The organism is Sinorhizobium sp. BJ1 (assembly GCF_002531555.1).
Classification (GTDB): Bacteria; Pseudomonadota; Alphaproteobacteria; order Rhizobiales; family Rhizobiaceae; genus Sinorhizobium; species Sinorhizobium fredii_B.
In genome coordinates this window covers 117,789-139,336 of the sequence record NZ_NWTH01000009.1, presented here as the reverse complement: position 1 = coordinate 139,336, position 21,548 = coordinate 117,789, and the positions used below count along the sequence as shown (strand labels likewise).

21 protein-coding genes and 1 tRNA gene are annotated in these 21,548 nt (G+C 61.9%); 12 read left to right on the top strand and 10 right to left on the bottom strand.

Going from position 1 to position 21,548, the window contains the following annotated elements; all coding sequences use genetic code 11:
* Positions 1 to 22: 22 nt before the first annotated feature.
* The 4 genes from CO676_RS15160 (at position 23) to CO676_RS15145 (ending at position 3,788) form a co-directional block, all read left to right on the top strand.
* The gene (locus tag CO676_RS15160; protein WP_144340133.1) at positions 23 to 850 is read left to right on the top strand and encodes a hypothetical protein; all 828 of its coding nucleotides are present in this window, start codon (positions 23 to 25) and stop codon (positions 848 to 850) included.
* A gap of 79 nt (positions 851 to 929) precedes the next feature.
* Positions 930 to 1,589: a hypothetical protein gene (locus CO676_RS15155; RefSeq protein WP_097521654.1), complete on the top strand. Its 660-nt coding sequence runs from the start codon at positions 930 to 932 to the stop codon at positions 1,587 to 1,589.
* Entirely contained in the window at positions 1,586 to 2,044 is a 459-nt protein-coding gene (locus CO676_RS15150; protein WP_097521653.1) for a hypothetical protein, read from the top strand. The genes CO676_RS15155 and CO676_RS15150 overlap by 4 nt, the downstream gene beginning before the upstream one ends.
* A gap of 142 nt (positions 2,045 to 2,186) precedes the next feature.
* Positions 2,187 to 3,788 carry a recombinase family protein gene (locus CO676_RS15145; RefSeq protein ID WP_097521747.1) on the top strand — a complete coding sequence of 534 codons (1,602 nt, stop codon included), beginning with the start codon at positions 2,187 to 2,189 and terminating at the stop codon, positions 3,786 to 3,788.
* On the opposite strand, the gene CO676_RS15140 is transcribed toward CO676_RS15145, so the two are convergent.
* Both CO676_RS15140 and mnmA read right to left on the bottom strand, forming a co-directional pair.
* Positions 3,745 to 3,821, bottom strand: a tRNA-Met gene (locus CO676_RS15140). The genes CO676_RS15145 and CO676_RS15140 overlap by 44 nt on opposite strands.
* 135 nt (positions 3,822 to 3,956) lie before the next feature.
* The gene (mnmA, locus tag CO676_RS15135) at positions 3,957 to 5,153 is read right to left on the bottom strand and encodes a tRNA 2-thiouridine(34) synthase MnmA (RefSeq protein WP_048657516.1); all 1,197 of its coding nucleotides are present in this window, start codon (positions 5,151 to 5,153) and stop codon (positions 3,957 to 3,959) included.
* Between the two features lie 332 nt (positions 5,154 to 5,485).
* Here mnmA and CO676_RS15130 point away from each other — a divergent pair, with 332 nt between their 5' ends.
* Together CO676_RS15130 and CO676_RS15125 are read left to right on the top strand one after the other, a co-directional pair.
* Positions 5,486 to 5,761, top strand: a complete 276-nt coding sequence (locus CO676_RS15130) for a DUF1153 domain-containing protein (RefSeq protein ID WP_003527546.1) — start codon at positions 5,486 to 5,488, stop codon at positions 5,759 to 5,761.
* A 160-nt stretch (positions 5,762 to 5,921) separates the two neighbouring features.
* On the top strand, positions 5,922 to 6,203 hold the full coding sequence (locus CO676_RS15125) for a GNAT family N-acetyltransferase (RefSeq protein WP_097521652.1): 282 nt from the start codon (positions 5,922 to 5,924) through the stop codon (positions 6,201 to 6,203).
* A gap of 134 nt (positions 6,204 to 6,337) precedes the next feature.
* Here the strand turns inward: CO676_RS15125 and CO676_RS15120 are convergent, their stop codons facing one another.
* Complete coding sequence (locus CO676_RS15120) at positions 6,338 to 6,688, bottom strand: flagellar export protein FliJ (RefSeq protein ID WP_097521651.1); 351 nt, start codon at positions 6,686 to 6,688, stop codon at positions 6,338 to 6,340.
* A gap of 444 nt (positions 6,689 to 7,132) precedes the next feature.
* Here CO676_RS15120 and ctrA point away from each other — a divergent pair, with 444 nt between their 5' ends.
* Positions 7,133 to 7,834, top strand: coding sequence for a cell cycle two-component system response regulator CtrA (ctrA, locus tag CO676_RS15115; protein WP_014329644.1), 702 nt, complete (start codon positions 7,133 to 7,135; stop codon positions 7,832 to 7,834).
* A gap of 197 nt (positions 7,835 to 8,031) precedes the next feature.
* Here ctrA and CO676_RS15110 read toward each other — a convergent pair whose 3' ends face one another.
* Both CO676_RS15110 and CO676_RS15105 read right to left on the bottom strand, forming a co-directional pair.
* Entirely contained in the window at positions 8,032 to 8,394 is a 363-nt protein-coding gene (locus tag CO676_RS15110) for a response regulator (protein ID WP_014765819.1), read from the bottom strand.
* Between the two features lie 236 nt (positions 8,395 to 8,630).
* Entirely contained in the window at positions 8,631 to 9,275 is a 645-nt protein-coding gene (locus CO676_RS15105; RefSeq protein ID WP_041414660.1) for a histidine phosphotransferase family protein, read from the bottom strand.
* 309 nt (positions 9,276 to 9,584) lie between these two features.
* Between CO676_RS15105 and CO676_RS15100 the strand changes: the two genes are divergently transcribed.
* On the top strand, positions 9,585 to 10,178 hold the full coding sequence (locus CO676_RS15100) for a DUF1134 domain-containing protein (protein WP_048657517.1): 594 nt from the start codon (positions 9,585 to 9,587) through the stop codon (positions 10,176 to 10,178).
* 157 nt (positions 10,179 to 10,335) lie between these two features.
* Positions 10,336 to 11,484 carry a hypothetical protein gene (locus tag CO676_RS15095; RefSeq protein ID WP_014765822.1) on the top strand — a complete coding sequence of 383 codons (1,149 nt, stop codon included), beginning with the start codon at positions 10,336 to 10,338 and terminating at the stop codon, positions 11,482 to 11,484.
* Between the two features lie 17 nt (positions 11,485 to 11,501).
* Here CO676_RS15095 and CO676_RS15090 read toward each other — a convergent pair whose 3' ends face one another.
* Complete coding sequence (locus tag CO676_RS15090) at positions 11,502 to 12,332, bottom strand: RNA methyltransferase (RefSeq protein ID WP_097521650.1); 831 nt, start codon at positions 12,330 to 12,332, stop codon at positions 11,502 to 11,504.
* 4 nt (positions 12,333 to 12,336) lie between these two features.
* Entirely contained in the window at positions 12,337 to 12,720 is a 384-nt protein-coding gene (locus CO676_RS15085) for a hypothetical protein (protein ID WP_097521649.1), read from the bottom strand.
* A gap of 29 nt (positions 12,721 to 12,749) precedes the next feature.
* Here CO676_RS15085 and CO676_RS15080 point away from each other — a divergent pair, with 29 nt between their 5' ends.
* Both CO676_RS15080 and rpoH read left to right on the top strand, forming a co-directional pair.
* Entirely contained in the window at positions 12,750 to 13,778 is a 1,029-nt protein-coding gene (locus CO676_RS15080; protein WP_097521648.1) for an RluA family pseudouridine synthase, read from the top strand.
* Positions 13,779 to 13,984: 206 nt separating this feature from the next.
* The gene (gene rpoH / locus CO676_RS15075; RefSeq protein ID WP_097521647.1) at positions 13,985 to 14,890 is read left to right on the top strand and encodes an RNA polymerase sigma factor RpoH; all 906 of its coding nucleotides are present in this window, start codon (positions 13,985 to 13,987) and stop codon (positions 14,888 to 14,890) included.
* Between the two features lie 84 nt (positions 14,891 to 14,974).
* On the opposite strand, the gene CO676_RS15070 is transcribed toward rpoH, so the two are convergent.
* Positions 14,975 to 17,356 (bottom strand): hypothetical protein, encoded by a 2,382-nt coding sequence (locus tag CO676_RS15070; protein ID WP_179875493.1) that lies wholly within the window; start codon positions 17,354 to 17,356, stop codon positions 14,975 to 14,977.
* 62 nt (positions 17,357 to 17,418) lie between these two features.
* On the bottom strand, positions 17,419 to 18,717 hold the full coding sequence (locus CO676_RS15065) for an adenylosuccinate synthase (RefSeq protein WP_014765828.1): 1,299 nt from the start codon (positions 18,715 to 18,717) through the stop codon (positions 17,419 to 17,421).
* 208 nt (positions 18,718 to 18,925) lie between these two features.
* Between CO676_RS15065 and CO676_RS15060 the strand changes: the two genes are divergently transcribed.
* Positions 18,926 to 19,816 carry a DMT family transporter gene (locus tag CO676_RS15060; RefSeq protein ID WP_041415613.1) on the top strand — a complete coding sequence of 297 codons (891 nt, stop codon included), beginning with the start codon at positions 18,926 to 18,928 and terminating at the stop codon, positions 19,814 to 19,816.
* 102 nt (positions 19,817 to 19,918) lie between these two features.
* On the opposite strand, the gene serA is transcribed toward CO676_RS15060, so the two are convergent.
* On the bottom strand, positions 19,919 to 21,514 hold the full coding sequence (gene serA, locus CO676_RS15055) for a phosphoglycerate dehydrogenase (RefSeq protein WP_014765830.1): 1,596 nt from the start codon (positions 21,512 to 21,514) through the stop codon (positions 19,919 to 19,921).
* Positions 21,515 to 21,548 lie beyond the last annotated feature (34 nt).

Here is a 21,548-nt window from a genome sequence, read left to right as displayed (position 1 = left end):
GTGTGGTAAGGATGGCTGCATCATGAAAAATGACTTCTTCGATACCGCTAGCAAGACATACGTCCGCTTCGTTCTTGACGAACTGAAGCTTTCGCCAAGCGCGCTCGCCAAGAAGGCTGGCATTGCTTCCACGACATTGACCCGCGCATTGAACGACCCAACACATAAGTTCACACTGTCAATGAGTACGCTCGGGAAGATCGTAAAGGTCTCCGGAATAAGCCCGAATCCATTTTTCGAATCCAAAGACTTTGTCGATATGTCGATGGTTCCGTTCGCGAGCCCGAACTTGTACGACGAGAGTTGGGGAGAAGGAGCAAACGCCACTGAACGTGACCTCTCCGAAAATGATGCGCATTCAACGCTTGTAATAGGAGAGGCCGCCGCAGGCGTTTGGAAGACGCCAGAACTTACCAGAATTGAGGACGGTGGCCTGTTAACAATCACCCTGCCACGCTATCGGAGCATAGATGTCTTCGGCCTGAAGATGGCTGACGATACATGCGCCCCGTACATTCAACGGGGAGAGTACGCAGTTTGCGTTCGCCGCCAAGCTATGAAGAGCGAACCTGACCATGGAGATCTTCTCGTAATTGAGCGGTGGCGGGACCGGAAGTCACTTATGGAGCTCAGCATCAGACGCCTCATTGTGCCGCCAACTGGTGGACCTTATCTGAGATTCGACAATCCCGATGCGCGCATCTCAGAGCGCATCGATCTTCCCCTTAACCTTGAGGAGACGGGGGATCTCCGCATTATCGGGGATGTCTCATATGCTGTTCGTAGCGTCAGCGACCCTATTTTGAGGGATGAGCTTATAGAGCGCCTGTTCAGGAACCGCAGCAGATGATGCATTTATGCATAAATCGCTATTGACTGGCAAAGGTGAATGATGCATTAATGCTCCATCCTGACCGATGGAGATTCCAATGCCGAACGCACCTGGCCCGGCAGCCGCCGAAGGCTTGCAGAAAATCACCAGTTCATCGCCACTCCTCAAAATGTTCGATCGGCACGCACATGCTTATGCCGTCGACAGCGCGGCTTGGGCTGCTGTTGGTGATTTTGAAGACGCACCGCAGATCCGTGCCATGCCGGAAGCAAGAGTGCAGTGCGGCCAGACGCTCCTCGGGCGTGACAGTGAAGGAAAGGAAATCTGGCAGCCCAGCTACTGCTACTCTGTCGAAAGCATCACCAAGCATGTCGCCGGCCACCGGGATACGCACTTGTCCCTGCTCTCAGGCGAAAGGAACAAGGCCAATCGGGAAAAGGTAGAGGCGCAATTCGAGCAGATCTTGAAGGAAAAGCTTGATGCGTTCGCCGCTGTCGAGGCTGAACGGAAGCTTATCGAGGACGAGTGCGGTTATTCTCAGGCGATGGAAGCAGCGCGCGGCACCAGCAAAGCCGTGAAGGAAATTGAACGCGCCATCATCGATTATTTGCCGCGCTCGCTCGATGAAGCGGCGCAAAAGGCCGCGTGGGTCGTGAGCGTCTTCAACAGTTGCGGGGGATACATCGAAGACGAAAAGCAGCTTGTTGAAACGCTTTCGTCGATCGCAAAGGCATTTGGCTCGGAGGAACGTGAATGACTCAGATCACACGTAGGACCATTCTCGGCGGTCTCGCTGCCGCAGCCGCACCCTTGCCAGCCATCGCCGCTCCTCAGCCCGTCCAAAGCCCTGAGGAACGCCTCCATGCGGCGATTGACGCGGTGGTCGATATTCTGAGGGAAATGAACCCTGATCCTGACGCGGAGATTTTACGGCAGCAGTACCCCCACTACGTTTTCGTCGGGATCAAGACCCCTCCCAAGCCTGTGGAGTGGACCGGCCCGGGCTTCTACGAGGTCGAAGGCAAGCATCCGAACGGCAATCGGTGGTGCACTACGTACTGGCTTGATCGCGTCGACTACAAGACCGTTCCCGGCTTCTACTATCGAGCGGAAAGATGGTGGAGGGGGCGGCTGGAAACGACGATGCGACTGCTTCCGAGCAAGATCAGAATCATCCGCAAGGACGATGATTACAGCGGAGGAACGGTATGACCGAAATTTCTCCGCCTCACACCCAGGACAGTCCACTGGTTGCGCTCGTTAGGGCTCTCGCTGTTCGGCAGGCAAGGCTTGACGCAAGCCCACCGCGACCCGCTAATGAGAACGAGCCAGACAGGGGCAACGCGAGACAGCAATGAGCCGAGCCGTCATATACGCCAGATACTCCACCGATCTTCAGAACGATCAATCGGTGGAGGACCAGACCAGACTTTGTAGGGCCCATGCCGAGAGGCTGGGCCTTCTTGTCGTAGGAGAGTTCCATGATCGCGCGAAGTCTGGCGCATCGATGTTTGGCCGGCCAGGACTTTCAAATCTGATGCAAGCGGCTGAACGCGACGAGTTCGAGGTCCTCGTGTCTGAGGCCCCCGATCGTATTTCTCGCGATATCGCAGACCTTGCCCACATCCATAAGATGCTCAAGTTCCGCGGGATCGAGATGAACTGCGTCAACGGCGGCGCAATGGATACCGTTCAGATTGGCATGTATGGCGTTATAGGCCAGATGCAGCGCGAGGAGGGTGCCAAGAAAGTTAAGCGCGGCATGGCGGGAGTAGTCCGCTCCGGACGCAACGCCGGCGGCAAGGCATATGGCTATCGACCGGTGATCGGCAAGAAGGGTGAGCTCGAAATTGTCGACGAAGAAGCTGTCGTCGTGCGTCGCATATTCAACCTTTATGCTGGTGGGGTTGCTCCAAGATCGATCGCAGCGATCCTAAATAGGGAAAATGTCCCAGCTCCTCGTGGAGACCGCTGGAACGCCTCGACGATCAACGGCAATGGTCAGCGGGGCAACGGAATTCTTCGTAACCCGATCTATGCTGGACGGATCGTCTGGAATCGTGTTCGGATGATCAAGGACCCGTCGACAGGCCGACGCATCTCTCGCGTGAATCCAGAGAGCGAGCATGAAGAGGTTTCCGCCCCTCACCTGCAAATCGTGAATGAGGATCTCTTCCAGGCCGTGCAACAGCGGAAGGAAGCGACCGGCGGCGCCGATCGGGCAAAAGCCCCGAGATCCAAACGAATTTTATCCGGCCTGCTGCGCTGTGGCGCATGTGGCGGAGGGATGGCGCTCGTCGGTCCCGATCGAAGCGGAAACCGCATCCAATGCAGCACATTCCGCGAATCCGGCAGCTGCGGCAACGGCCGGCGATACTATGTAGAGCGCATAGAGACCGAGGTGGTCGACAGCCTCCGGCGACAGTTCGCGGATACGAGCATCATCGAGGCCTACGTAGAGGCTTATCAGGCGGAGCAGAAGCGATTGCGCGGCGATGCCCAGAGAGCACGCGCGAACGCCCAGCGCGCGATGCAGGACGCCAGGGACGGCATCACCAAGATAGTAGAAAAGATATCGAAGGGTCTCATTGAGGACGAAGAGGCCGCTGCTCTCCTGGCGCCGCTGCGGGCGGAGCGCGATCGGCAAAAAGCAATTCTCGAGACAACCGAAGAGCCGCCAAACGTGATCGAAATTCAGCCGAAGGCCGTGAAGCGTTTCCGCGAGAATATCGAAAGCCTGGCTCAGATCGTCCGGGAGCGGGATGGAGAGCCGTCGCCAGAAATCGCCGCCCCGTTCCGGCAACTCGTGGCAGCCGTGGTCGTCAATCCGACAGAAAAGGGCCAGCCCTACGAAATCAACATTAAGGGCTACCTATCGAGCCTTATCGATTCCGAATTGTCGGTGATAAAGCTGGTAGCGGAGGAGGGATTCGAACCCCCGACACAAGGATTATGATTCCTCTGCTCTAACCTACTGAGCTACTCCGCCGCCGGATGCCGTGGCAGCTTCTTGGCGAAGCCCGTCTCGGCTGGACGGGCGGCTTATAAGGTGCTGTTCCGGCTAGTGTCAAGCAATGTCTTCGGGAAAGTGTGAACTTTTCCTGACACGCCGGATCGAGCTCGTTTAAGCGGCCGCAGGCGCCTGCAGAAGGGCCTGAAGTGCTGCCTCCGCCGCGGGTTCGCGTTCCGATTTGCGGATGAATCCGCCGCCATAGACGCGGGCGTTCTCGCCGGTGCCGGAATAGAGTGCGCAGGCCTGGCCGGGCGCCACGCCCGCCTCGCCGTCGAGGAGCTCGACATAGATGCCGTCGGTGTCACGCCTCATTACCGCCGGTGCCGGCTGGCGGGTGGAGCGGACCTTGGCGAAGCATTCGAAGTCGCGGGCGGCTGCCTCGTCGATTTCCTCGTCGCCCAGCCAGTTGACGTCGCGCAGATAGACGCGGCGGGTCTCCAGCGCCTCCCTCGGCCCAACGATGACGCGGCGCGAGCGGGCGTCGAGATAGACGACATAGAGCGGCTCGCCCGTCGCAACCCCGATGCCGCGCCGCTGGCCGATTGTGTAGTGCAGGATGCCCTCATGCGTGCCGAGCACACGGCCGTCGAGATGGACGATCTCGCCGGCGAGCGCCGCATTCGGCTTCAGCTTCGAGACGATGTCGCTGTACTTGCCCTGCGGCACGAAACAAATATCCTGGCTATCGGCCTTCTTGGCAACGACAAGACCCATCTCCTCGGCGAGCGCGCGCGTCTCCGGCTTGGAGAGGCTGCCGAGCGGAAAGCGCAGGTAGTCGATCTGCTCCTGGGTGGTCGCGAAGAGGAAATAGCTCTGGTCGCGCTCCGCGTCGGTCGGCCGGTAGAGGGCGCGCTGGCCAACATAGCGCGGCTTCGGGCTCGGCCGCGAGCGGATGTAGTGGCCGGTCGCCAGCGCGTCGGCGCCGAGCTCCTTGGCGGTCGCCAGCAGGTCGGCGAACTTGACGGTCTGGTTGCAGGCAACGCATGGAATCGGCGTTTCGCCGGCAATGTAGCTCTCGGCGAAGGGATTGATCACCGTCTCGCGGAAGCGCGCCTCGTAGTCGAGCACATAATGCGGAATGCCCAGAGTCTCGCAGACGCGTCTGGCGTCGTCAATGTCCTGGCCGGCGCAGCAGGAGCCGGCTCGGTGCACCGCCGCACCATGGTCGTAGAGCTGCAGAGTGATGCCGAGAACATCATAGCCTTCGCGTTTGAGCAGCCCCGCGACCACGGAGGAGTCGACACCGCCGGACATGGCGACGACGACACGCGTATCTTCGGGCTTGCGGTCAAAATCGAGACTGTTCACGGGATCCAATCCGGCATCCGGACGCGGCTATCTTTGCCGGCGTCCTGTTTTACCTTGACGCCGCGGGCGCTGATCACAGCTGCGCTGGCGGCCTTCCTTCGGCTTTCTATGCGGCGACATATAGAAACTTGTGCTTCGCGGGGCAAGAGCGCAGGCGGGCCGGCCGCGCGGATGCCGATCAAAGCCGCATCCAGGCCTGCCCTTGACCGGCATTTTCGGCGCTCCAAGATCGCTCAAATTATGAGCAAATCGTTACCGGCCGCTTAGGCAAATGTTAAATGTGGCAAGCTAAGGTCGCCTCCATATGGTCTTGAGTTTGTGTAGAGAGTCCCATGACCGAAATGATGCGTCCACGCGTAAAATATGTCATCGGCCCCGATGGCAGCCCTCTGACGATTGCGGATCTGCCGCCGGCCAACACCCGGCGCTGGGTGATCCGCCGGAAGGCCGAGGTCGTCGCTGCCGTGCGTGGCGGCCTCTTGAGCCTTGAAGAGGCCTGCGAGCGTTACACCCTCACCGTCGAAGAATTCCTGTCCTGGCAGTCCTCCATCAACGACCACGGTCTCGCCGGCCTGCGCACCACCCGTATCCAGCAATATCGCCACTGATCCACCCCTTGACAGGGCCATACGTCGAACCGGCGGCTCGGGACCTTCCCGCAGCCGCCAGTTCCGTTTCGGAGAGGCGCTTCAGCTGAAATCAGCTTTGCTTCACGGGATTATCGCGTAGCATCGGCCCCGGAGAGCGGAGGAAGGCGAAGGAGAACCGATGGACATCATTGAGGAGAAAACCGGCGCCAAGGGCCGCTACGCGACGAGCGTCGACGGTCACACCGGCGAAATGACCTATTCGCGGTCGTCGCCGCAGCTCGTGATCATCGACCACACCTTCGTGCCTGACGAATTGCGCGGCAAGGGTGTGGGCCAGGCGCTCGCGAGGCACGCGGTCGAGGAAGCGCGCAAGGGCAGTTGGAAGATCATTCCGCTCTGCCCCTTCATGGGCGCCCAGGTGATGCGTCATCCGGAATGGCAGGACGTTATCCAAGCCTGATCGCCGCCATACTTCGGATGCGCGACCGCCCGCCTCCCGAAAGGGAAGCGGGCGGTTCGTTACTATTTAGGACGAAGGACCTCGCCGCAGTTGCGATCGAGGCCCCGTCAAAGACCGAAGCCGAAGGCGTCTTCTCAGGCGCGAAGCCGGGTGGACGTATCCCGCTCTTCCAGAGCCGCGGCCTTCGCATATTCGGCCTGAACTTCGGCAAGCGCCAGTTCGGCCGCATCCTGTTGCACCTTCAATTCGCGGATCGACACCTGGAGGTTATCGGCGCGCTGGCGCGCAGCTTTGGCAAAGGTCGGATAGGCAAAATGCGAGGGATCGGCGATCCCCGACTTCTTCTCCTCGAAGACGATCTGGCTTTCGAGTTCCTTGGTCATCCGCTCGAATTCGGACATCATCATCTGAAGCTGGCTCAACTGACGCTGCTTCTCCCGCACCTGAAATTCCTTCAGGCGGGTTAGGCTCTCACGTGCTTTCATACGCAATACTCCCGTGGATAGCGAGACCCCGGTTACCGATTCCTGCGCCCGAATACCGGCCCCACTCGGGCCGGAAACAAAAAACGACTGCGATCTTAACAAATACCTACCGCTGGTAACCTTTCGTTTACGGGCATCATTAATCATAGGTGCGATGATTTAAGGCTCCGTAAATACTGAGGTACGAAATATGGCGCCTTCAGCATTTGCGAGTCGAAAGAGTCAGTTAGCGGCTATTCCTCATCTAGCGCATGAAGAATGCCATTTCGAATTCACCTTTGAAATCAGGAGACTGCTAAAAATATTTAACATTTTCGATACACCTTGCAAAAGTGAATCAGAATTTGTTAACCATTTGATGGCAGCCTCCAAATCAGGCAACGACTGGATCCGTATCGCGTAAGGGGGCCATGACGACCTTGGGCGGCGGAAAAGGGGAAGACTATGCGGGTTCTACTGATCGAAGACGACAGCGCGACAGCGCAAAGCATTGAGCTCATGCTCAAGTCCGAGAGTTTCAACGTCTACACCACCGATCTCGGGGAAGAAGGCGTCGATCTCGGCAAGCTTTACGACTACGACATCATTCTCCTCGACCTGAACCTGCCGGACATGTCGGGCTACGAGGTGCTGAGAACGCTGCGCCTGTCGAAAGTCAAGACACCGATTCTCATTCTTTCCGGCATGGCCGGGATCGAAGATAAGGTTCGCGGCCTCGGCTTCGGCGCCGACGACTATATGACCAAGCCTTTCCACAAGGACGAACTGGTGGCGCGTATCCATGCGATCGTGCGCCGTTCCAAGGGCCACGCCCAGTCGATCATCTCGACCGGTGAGCTGATCGTCAATCTCGACGCCAAGACGGTGGAAGTCGGCGGCCAGCGCGTGCACCTGACCGGCAAGGAATACCAGATGCTCGAGCTCCTCTCGCTGCGCAAGGGCACGACGCTCACCAAGGAAATGTTTCTCAACCACCTCTATGGCGGCATGGACGAGCCGGAACTGAAGATTATCGACGTCTTCATCTGCAAGCTGCGCAAGAAACTCGCCAATGCCGCCGGTGGCGCCAACTATATCGAGACGGTCTGGGGCCGCGGCTATGTGCTGCGCGAGCCCGACGGCAACGATTACCTGGAAACCGCCTGATCCCAGCGGCAGGCGCCATCTTCCACATATCGACAGACTTAGACCTACGCGCAGACCCGCCTCACCGGCGGGTTTTTGCTTTCGTGGCGAGGACTTGGGTCTCGCTCCAGAGCGCCCTCGCCTGTTCGGTTGTCGCGAATGCAAAAAGCCGCGGCAGACCGCGGCTGTCATGCTCGGCGATGCACTATGCCAGTGCGTCAGGCGGCCATCGATTGACTGGCGAAGACGCTCGTCAGGATCTTGCGGTCGAAGGGCTTCAGCAGGAAATCGTCCGCCCCGGCCCGCTTGCCGGCCATCATCTTCCTGAGATCCGCCTCGACGACGCAATAATAGATGCGCACCGACGCGGCCTCGGGCAGCCGGCGGATATTGGCGATGAGTTCGAGGGCGCCGTCGAGCCCGGAGTCGACGATGAGGATGTTCGGCAGCTCGGCTTCGCAGCGGACAAGCGCCTCGAGGCTGCTCGGCGCTTCGGACACCAAGAAACCCATTCCCGACAGGATGCGCTTCCCGACCTTCCTCACAACATCCGAGCCATCGGCAATCATCAAGCGCCGCATGTCCAACTCCTTCACGCCTCATCGGACGCGAAGAGGCGTCCATGAACCAGGCTAAATAGATTTGGCAAAGAAACCGTTACCGGCACAGCTGGCCGACGATTTTCATTTCTCGCCCGCCAATAATCCGTCGAGGGAAAATTTACGCGGCCCCCGGCATCTAAAAAAGCGAAAGGTCTCCACCGCGTCGACGGATGGAGACCTCTTTTCATGCCACCGGGTGATTGACCGTGCCTGGATCAGGCTCCGGTTCGTGCGGTGAAGACGATCGCCTCGCCGGTCGAGGCAACGTCGATGGCCATGCCGGCCTCCTCGGCGAGCAGCACCGTGTAATAGGGCTGGATGGAATGGGCGTCGACCGCTTCCTCCGGGGTGCCGGAAAGGAGCTCAACCAGCTTCGGCGGGACGCGCATCATCCGCCCCTTGGCGACAAGGGTAAAGATCGCGTCGTACTCCGGGTTCTCCAGGGTGATGTCGATCGAGCCGCCGCGAGGGATCGCACCGTAAGCGATGAGGAACAGGTTCAGCAGCAGCTTGACCCGGTTCTTGGCGATGATCGCCCGCGGCCCGCTCCAGTTGACCTCCGTCTTCTTTTCCGCCGCGGCGAAGTCCTTGGCGGCCTTCTCCGCTTCGCCGGTGTCGATCGAGGCGCCGACCGAGCCGGAGGCGCCGAAGGCAAGCCGCGCGAACTTCAGCCGCACCGAGGCATTGAGCGCGCTGGTGCGGATCAGGTCCATCGCATCGGCGTCGGCGCCGCCCTCGTCCAAGAGTTCGAGGCCGTTGTTGATGGCCCCGACCGGCGAGATGATGTCGTGACAAACCCGACTGCAGAGCAGCGCCGCCAGATCGTGTCCCGTCAACGTCAGGTTCGGATTCTTTGCCATCATTCTTTCCTGTTCCGTTCCATCGAATAACAACGCGGGGCGCGATGCCACGTCCGACAACGCTTTTCGCCCGTGCCCGGCATATCCATGCAACCCGCGCCGATCAATAGGCCATAATGACATCACATTTGGTAAACCGATTGTTAAGAGGATCGGTTCAAATTGTCAGGGCACCCCCGGATTTCGAGTGGAACCACGGAAAGCGGATCGGGTGCACGCGTTCGAGACCCGCGCTGGCCCGCGCAAACGATGCATGAGCTGGTCATGACGGCCGGCCGCGAGCCGCATTCGCGCCTGACGGAGGAAACGATGCAGCCGATCATGAAGGCAACCGCAATGGCCGTCCGCGCCATTCTGACCACGATGCTGCTCATAGGCAGCGCCGTGATGTCCGCCGCGCATGCCCAATCTCCGAATGGAAGCCAGTACACGATGCAGGAGATCGTCGACGCCGGCCACGGCTTCTTCGGCGAGACCTCGGGCGGCCTTGCGAAAGTCGTGGAGCGCGCCTTCGAGCGCTACGGCCTGCCGAACGGCTATATCCTCGGCCAGGAAGGCTCCGGTGCCTTCATCGCCGGCCTCACCTATGGCGAGGGCGAGCTCCACACAAAGAATGTCGGCCAGCACAGTGTCTTCTGGCAGGGCCCGTCCCTTGGGCTCGATTGGGGCGGCCAAGGCAGCCGGGCGATGATGCTCGTCTATAATCTGCCGAGCGTCCCGGCCCTTTACAAGCGCTTCGGCGGCGTCTCCGGCTCTGCCTATGTCGTCGCCGGCGTCGGCATGACGGTGCTGACTGACGAGCACGTCGTCGTCGTGCCGATCCGCACCGGCATCGGCGCAAGGCTCGGCCTCAATGTCGGCTATCTCAAGCTGACGCAGCAGCCGACCTGGAACCCCTTCTGACACCAAAAGGCCGCATGCGAACCTCTGGAATCAGCGAAGGGCGTCCAATCCTGCAGTAATTGTTGCAGCTTTCGAGCTGTCGTGTTTACTGCAGGAGAAGGAAACAACCGCCACCGCATGGATCATCGGATCCGGTCCAGACTGAAACGGCCAGCACGTGATTGAATATGCGCTCCTCTTTGCCCTGGGCTTCTTGACGGCGGCCATCATCGGCCTTCTTGTCGCGCCGGCCATTCAAAGGCGCATCGTCCGCTTCGCCGAGGATCGCCTGAAAGCGACGATGCCGCTGAGCCCCCAGGAGGTTCGCGCCCAAAGGGACGCCGCGCGCGCCACCTATGCCGTTGAGAACGCAAAGATGTCGCAGACGCTCCGCCGCGAACGCGACAAAGGCGTGGCGCTGATGCTGGAAAACGAAAGGGCGCTCAACGAGGCGCGGCGCCTGGCCGGCGAAAACACCGATCTCCACAGGCAGCTTGCCGACATGAATGTCGAGGCCGCCGACATGCGCTCGACCGTCCGCCAGCTCGAGCTGCGGATCGCCGAACTCAGGGCGTCATACGATAACCTGCAACGTGACACCGGCGCCAAGAACGAGACAATCCGCGCCTTGAACAGCCAGATCGACAAACAGGCGGCCGAGCTCGACAATCTGCGCATCGACCTTGCCGCGCGCGAAACGCAGATCGAACATTTGAAGGGCCGGGCCGCGGGGCTGCGCGACGAGCGCGAGGCGCTGCGTGCCGATCTCAAGTCTGAAAACGCCCGGGCTCGCGAAATGGAGCTGCGGCTGGGACGCGAAGAGAACCGCATACGGCAGCTCGAAACCAAGCTCGCCCGCGAAACGGCCGCCAATGCCGATCGCGAGAGCGCGCTTGAGCGGCGGGCGGAAGAAATTGAGCGGCTGAAAACTCGGGTGAAGGCCGCCAACCAGGAAATTCGCGAAGCGGCGAGAGCGGCGGGCGCCAAGCTGTCGAAGCGAGCGGAACAGCACGAGATCGCGACAATGGGTGCTGAGGGCGAAGCGGATGGAGCCTCGCCGGCCCCCGACGTGACCAGCCTCTCGGACGATCTGCGCAACCGCGCGACGGCGCTCACGGAGCGTCTTGTCAATTCGAAATCCCCCACCCATGATGAGGCGCTGCGCGAGGAGGTGGCGGAGATTGCCGCCGGCATGGTGGCGCTCACGGCAATGCGGGAAGGCTCGTCCTCGCCGATCCACGCGCTTCTCGCCCGTGAGGAGACGGGAAGCACGGGGACCCGCAAGAGCCTGGCGAGACGAGCCAAGGAAATGCTGCCGCCCGAATGACGGCGAACGAGCCCGCTTCAGATGCGACCGTTGGCGCCGGCGACCTGATGCAGCGCGATGCCGGCGGCCATCGCCACGTTTAGGCTGTCGAGGCCCGGACGTTGGCGGATTCGCGCGGTGCGGACCGCAGAAAGGATCGCCTGCGGCAGCCCCTCGCCTTCCGTGCCCACCAGCAATGTGGTGCGCGGTGCCGGCGGAATTGCGGTGATGTCGATCTCGCCCCGCGGCGAAAGTCCCCATATCGCGAAGCCTGCCCCCTGAAGCCCTTCGATCAGTTCGGCAGCGGTTCCCTCGCGCGCGAAAGGCAGCGTCAACACCGATCCGACGGAGACCCGGATCGACTTGCGGTACATCGGATCGCAGCTTGAGGCGTCCATCAGCACCGCGTCGACGCCGAAGGCGGCTGCATTGCGAAAGAGCGACCCCATATTGTCGTGGTTCGATATGCCACAAGCAGCAAGTACCAGGCTCGCGGCAGGAAGGGCGGCGATGAGGGCATCGCGGCCGGGCATCGCATCGGATCGCCCGAGCGCCAGAACGCCGCGATGCATATTGAAGCCGGCGATTGCGTCGAACACTCGGGCATCGGCCACGAAGACCGGCACATCGGCGGGGAATTGCGCCAGCAGCTCTGCGAGGCCGGCGATCCGATTTTCGAGCAGCAGGATTGCCTCGGCGGTGATGCCGCGCCCTGAGCGGTGCGCGGCCGCCAGCATGCGCAGGACGACCGTCCCTTCGGCGATGAAGCCGCTCTGCCGACCGGTCAGATCCCGCTCCTTGATCGACATGAACGCAGCGATGCGGGGGTCCGTCGGGTCCTCGATGCGGATCGGCGCTACGGCAGCCATCGCGTCACTGCGTCCTGACGGTGACATCCGCGACGATGCGCCCTGCTCTGATGTCGAAGACAATCGCCCGTGGTTCGGCGCCCGGCAGGCTGCCATAGAACAGCAGTTGCGAACCGGAAAGCGCCACATCAGTCACGGAGAAGTCGGCCGGCAGCGCCGCAATCGCGGTCAGCGGTGCTTCGCCAGGCACGCTGACTGCCGGCAACGCCGCCTCCGCAGCGCCGTCGCTGCGCGTCAGCTTGTAGACAATCGCCCCGAGGACGGCCATAAGCATGATCAGCATCACGCCGGCCGAAACGAGCTGCAGGCGCACCATCTTGCGGCGGACATTCTCCATCGCCGGGTCAAGTGGCTTGTCTTCCTGTTCATCGGTCTCGATCGCAGTCATGGCTGGCTTTCTATCGGAATTGAAACGGAATGAACGATCCCTTTAAACAAGCAACCGGCAATAGGAAAGTCCTGAGGGCCGACGAGAATGCCGCCGGGCGGCTGGACGCCTTTCTGACGGAGGCGCTCTCGGGCGAATTTTCGCGCAACCGCATCAAGGCCCTGATCGAGCAGGGAGCCGTTTCGATCAATGGAGCGACAGTGCTCGAGCCGAAGAAAAAGGTTCACCCGGGCGACAGCTTCGAGATTGTCTTGCCCGCCCCCGAGGACCCCGAGCCGAAGGGCGAGGATATCCCGCTCGACGTTCTTTACGAGGATGATGATCTGATCGTGCTGGTGAAACCGGCCGGTCTCGTCGTCCACCCGGGTGCCGGCAACTGGACGGGAACGCTCGTCAACGCCCTCATTCACCATTGCGGCGACAGTCTTTCCGGCATCGGTGGCGTCAGGCGACCCGGCATCGTCCACCGGCTGGACAAGGAAACGAGCGGCGTCATGGTCGTAGCGAAGAACGATACCGCCCATCGGCACCTCTCCGATCAGTTTGCCGATCACGGCCGGACCGGACCCTTGGAACGCGCCTACCAGGCAGTCGTCTGGGGGCGTCCCTGGCAGTTGAAAGGTACGATCAATGCGGCGCTCGGTCGGGCCGGCGACCGGACGAAACGAGCCGTCAAGCGCGAGGAAAGCGATGACGCGCGCGAGGCGATCACCCATTACGAGGTGGTCGAACGCTACCACGAGAAGCCGGACGGCACCTGCCTCGCTTCCACCGTCGAATGCCACCTGGAGACCGGCCGGACGCACCAGATCCGCGTCCATATGGCCCATATCGGCCATCCGCTGATCGGCGATCCCGACTATGGCGCCGCTTTCCGGACCAAGGCGAATCTACTGCCGGAAGCCGCCAAGAGCGTGGTCAACCGCTTCTCCCGGCAGGCGCTGCATGCCTTCATGCTGCAGTTCGAGCATCCGTCCAGCGGTGACACGATGCATTTCGAAGCACCCATGCCCGTGGACATACAGGAACTGGTCGCCGCGCTTCGCTCCGAAGCGTGACAGGGTCTTGAAATTGTTGCGAAGAATTCCGATCTTAAGGGCGCTTCAATAGGAATCCTCCTTTCCTCCGGTCTCACGATAGCGTGAAACCGGACTCCTTGAATCATGCTTTCGCCGTACTTATCTTCTAGCCTCGTGGGGTCTAGACGAAGACCCACGCCCGGCCTGCCGTCCCGGAGGCCGGAGATGCACAAAGGGGGTGCTTCATGGCCCGCAACACGTTGCCGTCCATTGCCGCTGGAGAGGGCGGTCTCAACCGTTACCTCGACGAAATCCGCAAATTTCCGATGCTCGAGCCGCAGGAAGAGTACATGCTCGCCAAGCGGTATCAGGAGCATGACGACCGCAGCGCCGCTCACAAGCTGGTGACGAGCCATCTGCGCCTCGTTGCCAAGATCGCCATGGGTTACCGCGGCTACGGCCTGCCGATCGGCGAAGTCATGTCGGAAGGCAATGTCGGCCTGATGCAGGCTGTCAAGAAATTCGAGCCCGATCGCGGCTTCCGCCTGGCGACCTATGCGATGTGGTGGATCAAGGCGGCCATTCAGGAGTACATCCTGCGCTCGTGGTCGCTGGTGAAAATGGGCACGACCGCCAACCAGAAGCGCCTGTTCTTCAATCTTCGGCGGCTCAAGGGCCGAATCCAGGCTCTCGACGAAGGCGACCTCAAGCCGGAGCAGGTGAAGGAAATCGCCACTACCCTCAAGGTCAGCGAGGACGAGGTCGTTTCCATGAATCGGCGCCTGTCCGGCGACGCGTCACTCAACGCGCCGATCAAGGCCAGCGAAGGCGACTCCGGACAGTGGCAGGATTGGCTCGTCGACGAGCACGACAATCAGGAGGAAATCCTGATCGAGCAGGACGAGCTCGACAGCCGCCGCGCGCTGCTCGCCAGCGCCATGAAGGTCTTGAACGATCGCGAGCGCCGTATTTTCGAGGCGCGCCGGCTGACCGAAGAACCGGTGACGCTCGAAGATCTCTCGACCGAGTTCGACATCAGCCGCGAGCGTGTCCGCCAGATCGAGGTCCGCGCCTTCGAGAAGGTGCAGGAAGCGGTCCGCAAGGCGGCTCTCGAGCGCGCCAACGCCCCACGGGTTGTCGAGGGCGCCTGATCGGCTTCTCCCCGTCAAGAACGACCAAAAGCCCCGGCTGGACGCCTCCAGCCGGGGCTTTTGTTTCGTCTCCATATCCCTGCTCTACTGGCCGCTCGCCGCCGCCGCGCTGCCGAGTGAACTCCAGGCCTGCATGGCCTTGTTGAATGCCTCGATGCCGCTTGCCCCTTTCTCGAGGGTGAGCAGGGCGCGCCGTCCGTTGCGATAGGTGATCGGGATGTCGATCCAGCTGCGGCTGCGCAGCAGCTCGGTGTTGTTGCCGACGGCTTCCGCGAAGTCGTTGAGCGCGATCATATGAAAGTCGTCGGTGATCTTCGCCGGTACGGCGATGAGCGGGTCGCCGCGATCCTGCTCCGTGCGCTTCATCGAAACACGCTGGACGCCCTCGATGCTGCCGCCCTCGAAGTTTTCGGGCAGCGAGAAGACGAATTCGATCACATGACTTGCCGGCAGTGAGGGATCGACATTGCGCTTGATCGTCATCAGCGCCGTCAACGCACGGTCGGGCACGGTGATCTGGGCCTGGATCGCCGGCTCGGGCTTGGCGTCGCCACCGGGCGATTCCTCCTTGATGGACCAGGCGACGGCGCCGGGGACGGCCGTGGGCGAGGATTGGCCAAGCCGCTCCTCATAGAGGAACATCTTCTCGCCGTCGGCGATGGATACCTCGGTTTGCGGCGCTCCGCCGTCCTGGTTGGGTGCAGCCGAAGGGGTCTGAGCGGCCGCCTGCTGGCCTCCCGTCGAGGTGCTCGGCGGTTGCCCGGCCTCCGTCTGAGGGGCGACCGACTTGCCCTCCTGCGATATTTCGGTTTCGTTCGCGCCCGAAGGACCCTCGTCGCGTTCGGATCCATCGGCAAGCAGACGCTGCGTAAACTTGCTCGATTTGTCCTCCGGCAGCGCCGTACCCTCCTGCGTTCCGGACTGTTCGCCCGGCTGCACGGCGGGCTCGCCCTCGCCGGTTGGCGGCGTTTGAGTCTCGGGGCCGGCGGGGATGATTTTCGCGAGCATGGCAGAGAGCCAGGCATTGCCCGCTTCCCTGTTTACCCAATAGGCAAAGCCGCCACCGCCGAGGAGAAGCAGAATCACCGCGCCAATTGCCAGGCTCTTTATACCGAATCGGGACGGCTTGGGGGAAACGCGGTAGGAGGCAGGGCGCGGGGACGCCGCCACCGGCGCCACATCGCTGCCGTCCTCCTCCTTGGCGGCCGCGGCCGCGCCGTTCGCCTTCCGGCCGGCCTCCTCGAGGCCGAGCAGGTCGTCGATATGATCCCACACCGTGCCCGCGCGGTCCTCTTCGTTCGAAGCGGCTGGCGCCTTCTCTACGGGCCAGGCCCATTCCGAGACGTCCGGTTCGGCCGGCTTGTCCTTCTTGGCCTCGGTTGGCGCGGCGAAGGGATCGCTGTCGTCGAAGGACCAGGCCTGCGCCGTCTCCGCCTCGCCGGCCCGGTGGGCGGGTTGGCTTGTCTCTGGCTCGACCGGATGCATGCCGAGCCGCTCCGGCTCGGCTGCTTCGTCGCGGGGCACCTCTGGCGCCGGCGGCTCCCCGCTAGGCCCTGCAACAGGCGGTGCATCTTCCCACTCCGGCAGCGCCCATTCGGAGGAATCCTGTTTCGCCGGCGCTGCCTCAGTCGGCGGAGCTTCTTCGCTCACCTGTTCTTGCGGTGCCCCGGGTTCTTCTGGGCTCACCGGTTCCACGGGTTCCGGCTCGGCCCTGGGCTCGCCGCGATCAAATTTCTCGGCCTCGGCCTCTGGCGCGCTCGCCTCTCCGGCGGGCGCCTGCTGCCAGGTTTCGACTTCCTCGGCGGCCGGCTGCTCCTCTGCCGGCGCGCCCCACTGCGGCTCGGTCGGGACGGCCTCCGGCTCTTCGCTTACCGCGGGCGGCTCCTGATATTGCTCGGCCGAGGCGGCCTCGTGGGCAGGCTCGGCTTCCCGGTGATCCGGCGCCTCATGCTCGGCGACCGAAGAGACGTCGTCGGCCGGAGCCGGTTCTTCGAAGAGTTGCTGGGCTTCCGGCGCCGCTTCCTCGATGTGTTCCCCGGCTGCGACCTGCTCAGGCTCGGCTGCGACCTGCTCAGGCTCGGCTGCGACCTGCTCAGGCCCGGCTGCGGCCTGCTCAGGCTCGGCCGGCACCGGTACCGGCTTCGGCTCTGCCGAAACTGGAACGGCAGGCTCCTCTTCGGCGGGCGCTTCGACGGCATCCGGCTCGAGCACGTCGGTCTTCTCGAGCGCTTCGGTCTCTTCGACTGCCGGCAAAGCCTCTGCGTGCTCGCTTTCGACCTCGGAAATTGCCAGTTCCAGCTTGTTCAGCTGCCGGTTGATCATGTCGTCCGATGGCCGCGGGGTCATGTTCTCGAGTTGGCGGCGCACCGCACTGCGTGCCTTCTCGTAGACCCTGCCCCGCATTTCGGGTGTGTTTTCCGACAGGCCGTCAACGGTCCTGCGAATAACTGCAACAAAATCCGCCATCAGATGCTTTCTCAAATCCTAGTCATGCAGCCGCAATGCGGCGCGGCTTCCTTGCGCCGACACTAGTCCTCAAAAGGGTCGGTCACAAGTATTGTGTCGTCGCGCTCCGGGCTCGTCGAAAGAAGCGCGACCGGCGCGCCGATCAGTTCCTCGACCTGGCGAACGTACTTGATCGCCTGTGCCGGAAGTTCAGCCCAGCTGCGGGCTCCGACTGTCGATTCCTTCCAGCCTTCAAGTGTAATGTAGACTGGCTTTACCGAAGCTTGCTGTGCCTGACTTGCGGGAAGATGATCGATCTGCTGTCCATCCAGAGTATAGCCGACGCAGATCTTCAGCTCCTCGAGGCCATCGAGCACGTCGAGCTTGGTCAGCGCGATGCCGGTGATGCCGTTGGCGGCGACCGACTGGCGCACCAGGGCGGCATCGAACCAGCCGCAACGGCGCTTGCGACCCGTGACCGTTCCGAATTCGTGACCGCGCTCGCCGAGGAACTGGCCGACCTTGTCATTGAGTTCGGTCGGAAACGGCCCTTCGCCGACGCGGGTCGTATAGGCCTTGGTGATCCCGAGAATATAGCCGAGCGAGCCCGGTCCCATGCCGGAACCGGCGGCCGCTTGCCCGGCAACCGTGTTCGACGAGGTGACGAAGGGATAGGTGCCGTGGTCGATGTCGAGAAGCGTGCCCTGCGCGCCCTCGAACAGGATGCGCGCGCCCTTGCGGCGCTCCTTGTCGAGCAGCAGCCAGACCGTGTCCATGAACGGCAGCACGCGTGCGGCGACGGAGGAGAGTTCGTCCATGATCGCCTGGTGGCTGATTTCCGCCTCGCCCAGACCGCGGCGCAGCGCGTTATGGTGCGTCAGCAGCCGGTCGACCTTGGCCGGCAGCGTGTCAAGGTCGCCGAGATCCATGACGCGGATGGCGCGGCGGCCGACCTTGTCCTCATAGGCCGGGCCGATGCCGCGGCGCGTCGTGCCGATCTTTGTGCCGCTGTTCGAGGCGGCGTCCTCGCGGAAACCGTCGAGCTCGCGATGCAGCGACAGGATGAGCGTGGCATTGTCGGCAATGCGCAGGTTGTCGGGCGTGATCTTGACGCCCTGATTGCCGAGCTTGTCGATTTCCGCGATGAGCGCATGCGGATCGATGACGACGCCATTGCCGATGACGGCAAGCTTGCCGGGGCGCACGACGCCGGAGGGAAGCAGCGACAGCTTGTAGCTGACACCGTCGATCACCAGGGTATGGCCGGCATTGTGGCCACCCTGGAAGCGTACGACGATATCGGCGCGCTCCGAGAGCCAATCCACGATCTTGCCTTTGCCTTCGTCACCCCATTGGGATCCGACCACCACGACGTTCGTCATAATTCTCTTCCTGTTCACGCGCGCACGAGGATGTTGCGCTGTTCTCAAACCCGCGCATCTATACTGTGTTGTCTTTCGGAAAGCGACCCCGTTATGCCCGAGGACGGGCCCTTTTTGCATGACAAGCTATGGCGTTAGCGCCTATACCTGGACACTCTCCCGCCGGTTCGGCAATCCATCCTACCTTCCCAATGCGGATCGCAGCACCGTGAATTCCAGAGCCTATTTCTATCTCGCCATCACCGCGCTTTTCTGGGGCGGTAATTCGGTTGCCGGCAAGATGGCCGTCGGGCACGTCAGCCCGATGATGTTGACGACGCTGCGCTGGCTGGTCGCCGTCATCGTCATTCTTGCTCTGATGACGCCGCAGATCCGCCGCGACTGGGACAAGATCCGCCACCACTGGCTGCAGTTGATTGCCTATGGCGCCGTCGGCTTCACGATGTTCAATGCCTTCCTCTATTCGGCGGTGAAATATACGAGCGCTATCAACGCCGTTATCCTGCAGGCCGGCATTCCAATGCTGATCTTTCTGTTCAATTTCGCCTTCTTCCGGACGAAGGCTTCGATCGCGCAGATCGTCGGCTTCACCGTGACTCTGATCGGCGTGCTCATCACCGCCGCCCACGGCGACCTCACCAGCCTGATGCGGCTGCAGTTCAATTTCGGCGACGGGCTGATGATTCTCGCCTGCATCGTTTATGCGGTCTATACGGTCACCTTGCGCTGGAAGCCGACGATGCATTGGCAGAGCTTCATCGCCGCGCCGGCTTTCGGGGCGCTCCTGAGCTCTATCCCGTTGCTCATCTGGGAAGCCTGGAAAGACAGCGCGATCGTGCCGGACGCCACCGGCTGGGCGATCGTTCTCTATGCCGCGATTTTTCCGTCGTTGATGTCTCAGGTTCTCTATGTGCGTGGTGTCGAAATGATCGGCGCCAATCGCGCCGGCCTGTTCATCAATGCGATCCCGGTCTACGGAACTTTGCTCTCCGTCCTGCTCGTCGGCGAGACGTTCCACCCTTTCCACCTGGTGGCATTGCTGCTCGTCCTCGGCGGCATCGCGATCGCCGAAAGGGGGCGCCCTAAGCTGCCGCACTGACAGCACACGATATCGCGGAAACAGCGTTAGCGCTCAAAGAGAAACGCGCCGGAGTGGGCCGGCGCGTTCGCGTTTCATTTCAGACTGACAGCAACGTGCCCCTTAATCGACGTTGAACACCAGCGGCTTCGCTTGGCGTACCGCCGGGTGCGCACGCAGCTTGTCGAGCACGGTCTCGGAAACCGGGCCATCCACATAGAGCAGCGCGATCGCGTCGCCGCCCTGCTTTTCGCGGCCGAGCTGGAAGTTGGCGATGTTGACGCCGGCGTCACCGAGCGTCGTGCCAATGAACCCGATCATGCCGGGAACGTCGGTGTTGGTGAGGTAGACCATGTGGCTGCCGACATCCGCGTCGAGGTTGATGCCCTTGATCTGGATGAAGCGCGGCTTGCCGTCGGAGAAGACCGTACCGGCGACAGAGCGGGTCTGGTTCGCGGTCTTCACCGTCAGCTTGATGTAGCCGTCGAAGACCCCCGTCTTGTCGCGCTTGACCTCGGAGAGGATGATGCCCTTTTCCTTGATCATGATCGGCGCCGAAACCATGTTGACGTCGGCCACCTGCGGGCGGATCAGGCCGGCGAGCACGGCGCTTGTCAGCGCCTTGGTATTCATCGCCGCGGTCGAGCCGTCGTAGAGGATCTCGATCTCCTTGATGGCGCTCTCCGTCGCCTGCCCGACAAAGGCACCGAGAACGTCGGCAAGCCGGATGAATGGCTTCAGGATCGGCGCCTCCTCGGCGGTGATCGACGGCATGTTGATGGCGTTGCTGACGGCGCCCTTGACGAGGTAGTCCGCCATCTGCTCGGCAACCTGCAGCGCCACGTTCTCCTGCGCCTCGGTTGTCGAGGCGCCGAGATGCGGCGTGCAGACGACATTGGGCAGGCCGAAAAGCGGGCTCTCGGTGGCCGGTTCCACCTCGAAGACGTCGAAGCCCGCACCGGCGACGTGGCCGGACTTCAGCGCATCGGCGAGCGCCTTTTCATCAACAAGGCCGCCGCGGGCGCAGTTGATGATGCGCACACCCGGCTTGGTCTTGGCGATCGCGTCTGCGCTCAGGATGCTGCGCGTCTTGTCGGTCAGCGGCACATGCAGGGTGATGAAGTCTGCTTGCGCGAGCAGTTCGTCCAACTCGACCTTGACGACGCCCATTTCCTCCGCCCGCTCCTTCGACAGGAACGGATCAAAGGCGACGACGTGCATCTTGAGGCCGATCGCACGGGCGCAGACGATCGAGCCGATATTGCCCGCACCGATAACGCCGAGCACCTTGCCGGTGATCTCGACACCCATGAACTTCGACTTTTCCCACTTGCCGGCCTGCGTGGAATTGTCGGCGGCGGGAAGCTGACGGGCCACCGCAAACATCAGCGCGATCGCATGCTCGGCCGTAGTGATCGAGTTGCCGAACGGCGTGTTCATGACGATGATGCCGCGGCGCGAGGCAGCCGGGATGTCGACATTGTCGACACCGATGCCGGCGCGGCCGACGACCTTGAGATTGGTGGCTTCGGCGATCAGCTTTTCCGTCACCTTGGTGGCGGAACGGATGGCGAGACCGTCGTAATTGCCGATGATCTCGGCGAGCTTTTCCTTGTCCTTGCCGAGCTTCGGCTGGAAATCGACTTCGACGCCGCGGTCGCGGAAGATCTGGACGGCGGTTTCCGACAGTTCGTCGGATACGAGAACGCGAGGTGCCATGAAGGCCTCCTTGGAACAGGGTCTAAACGGAATT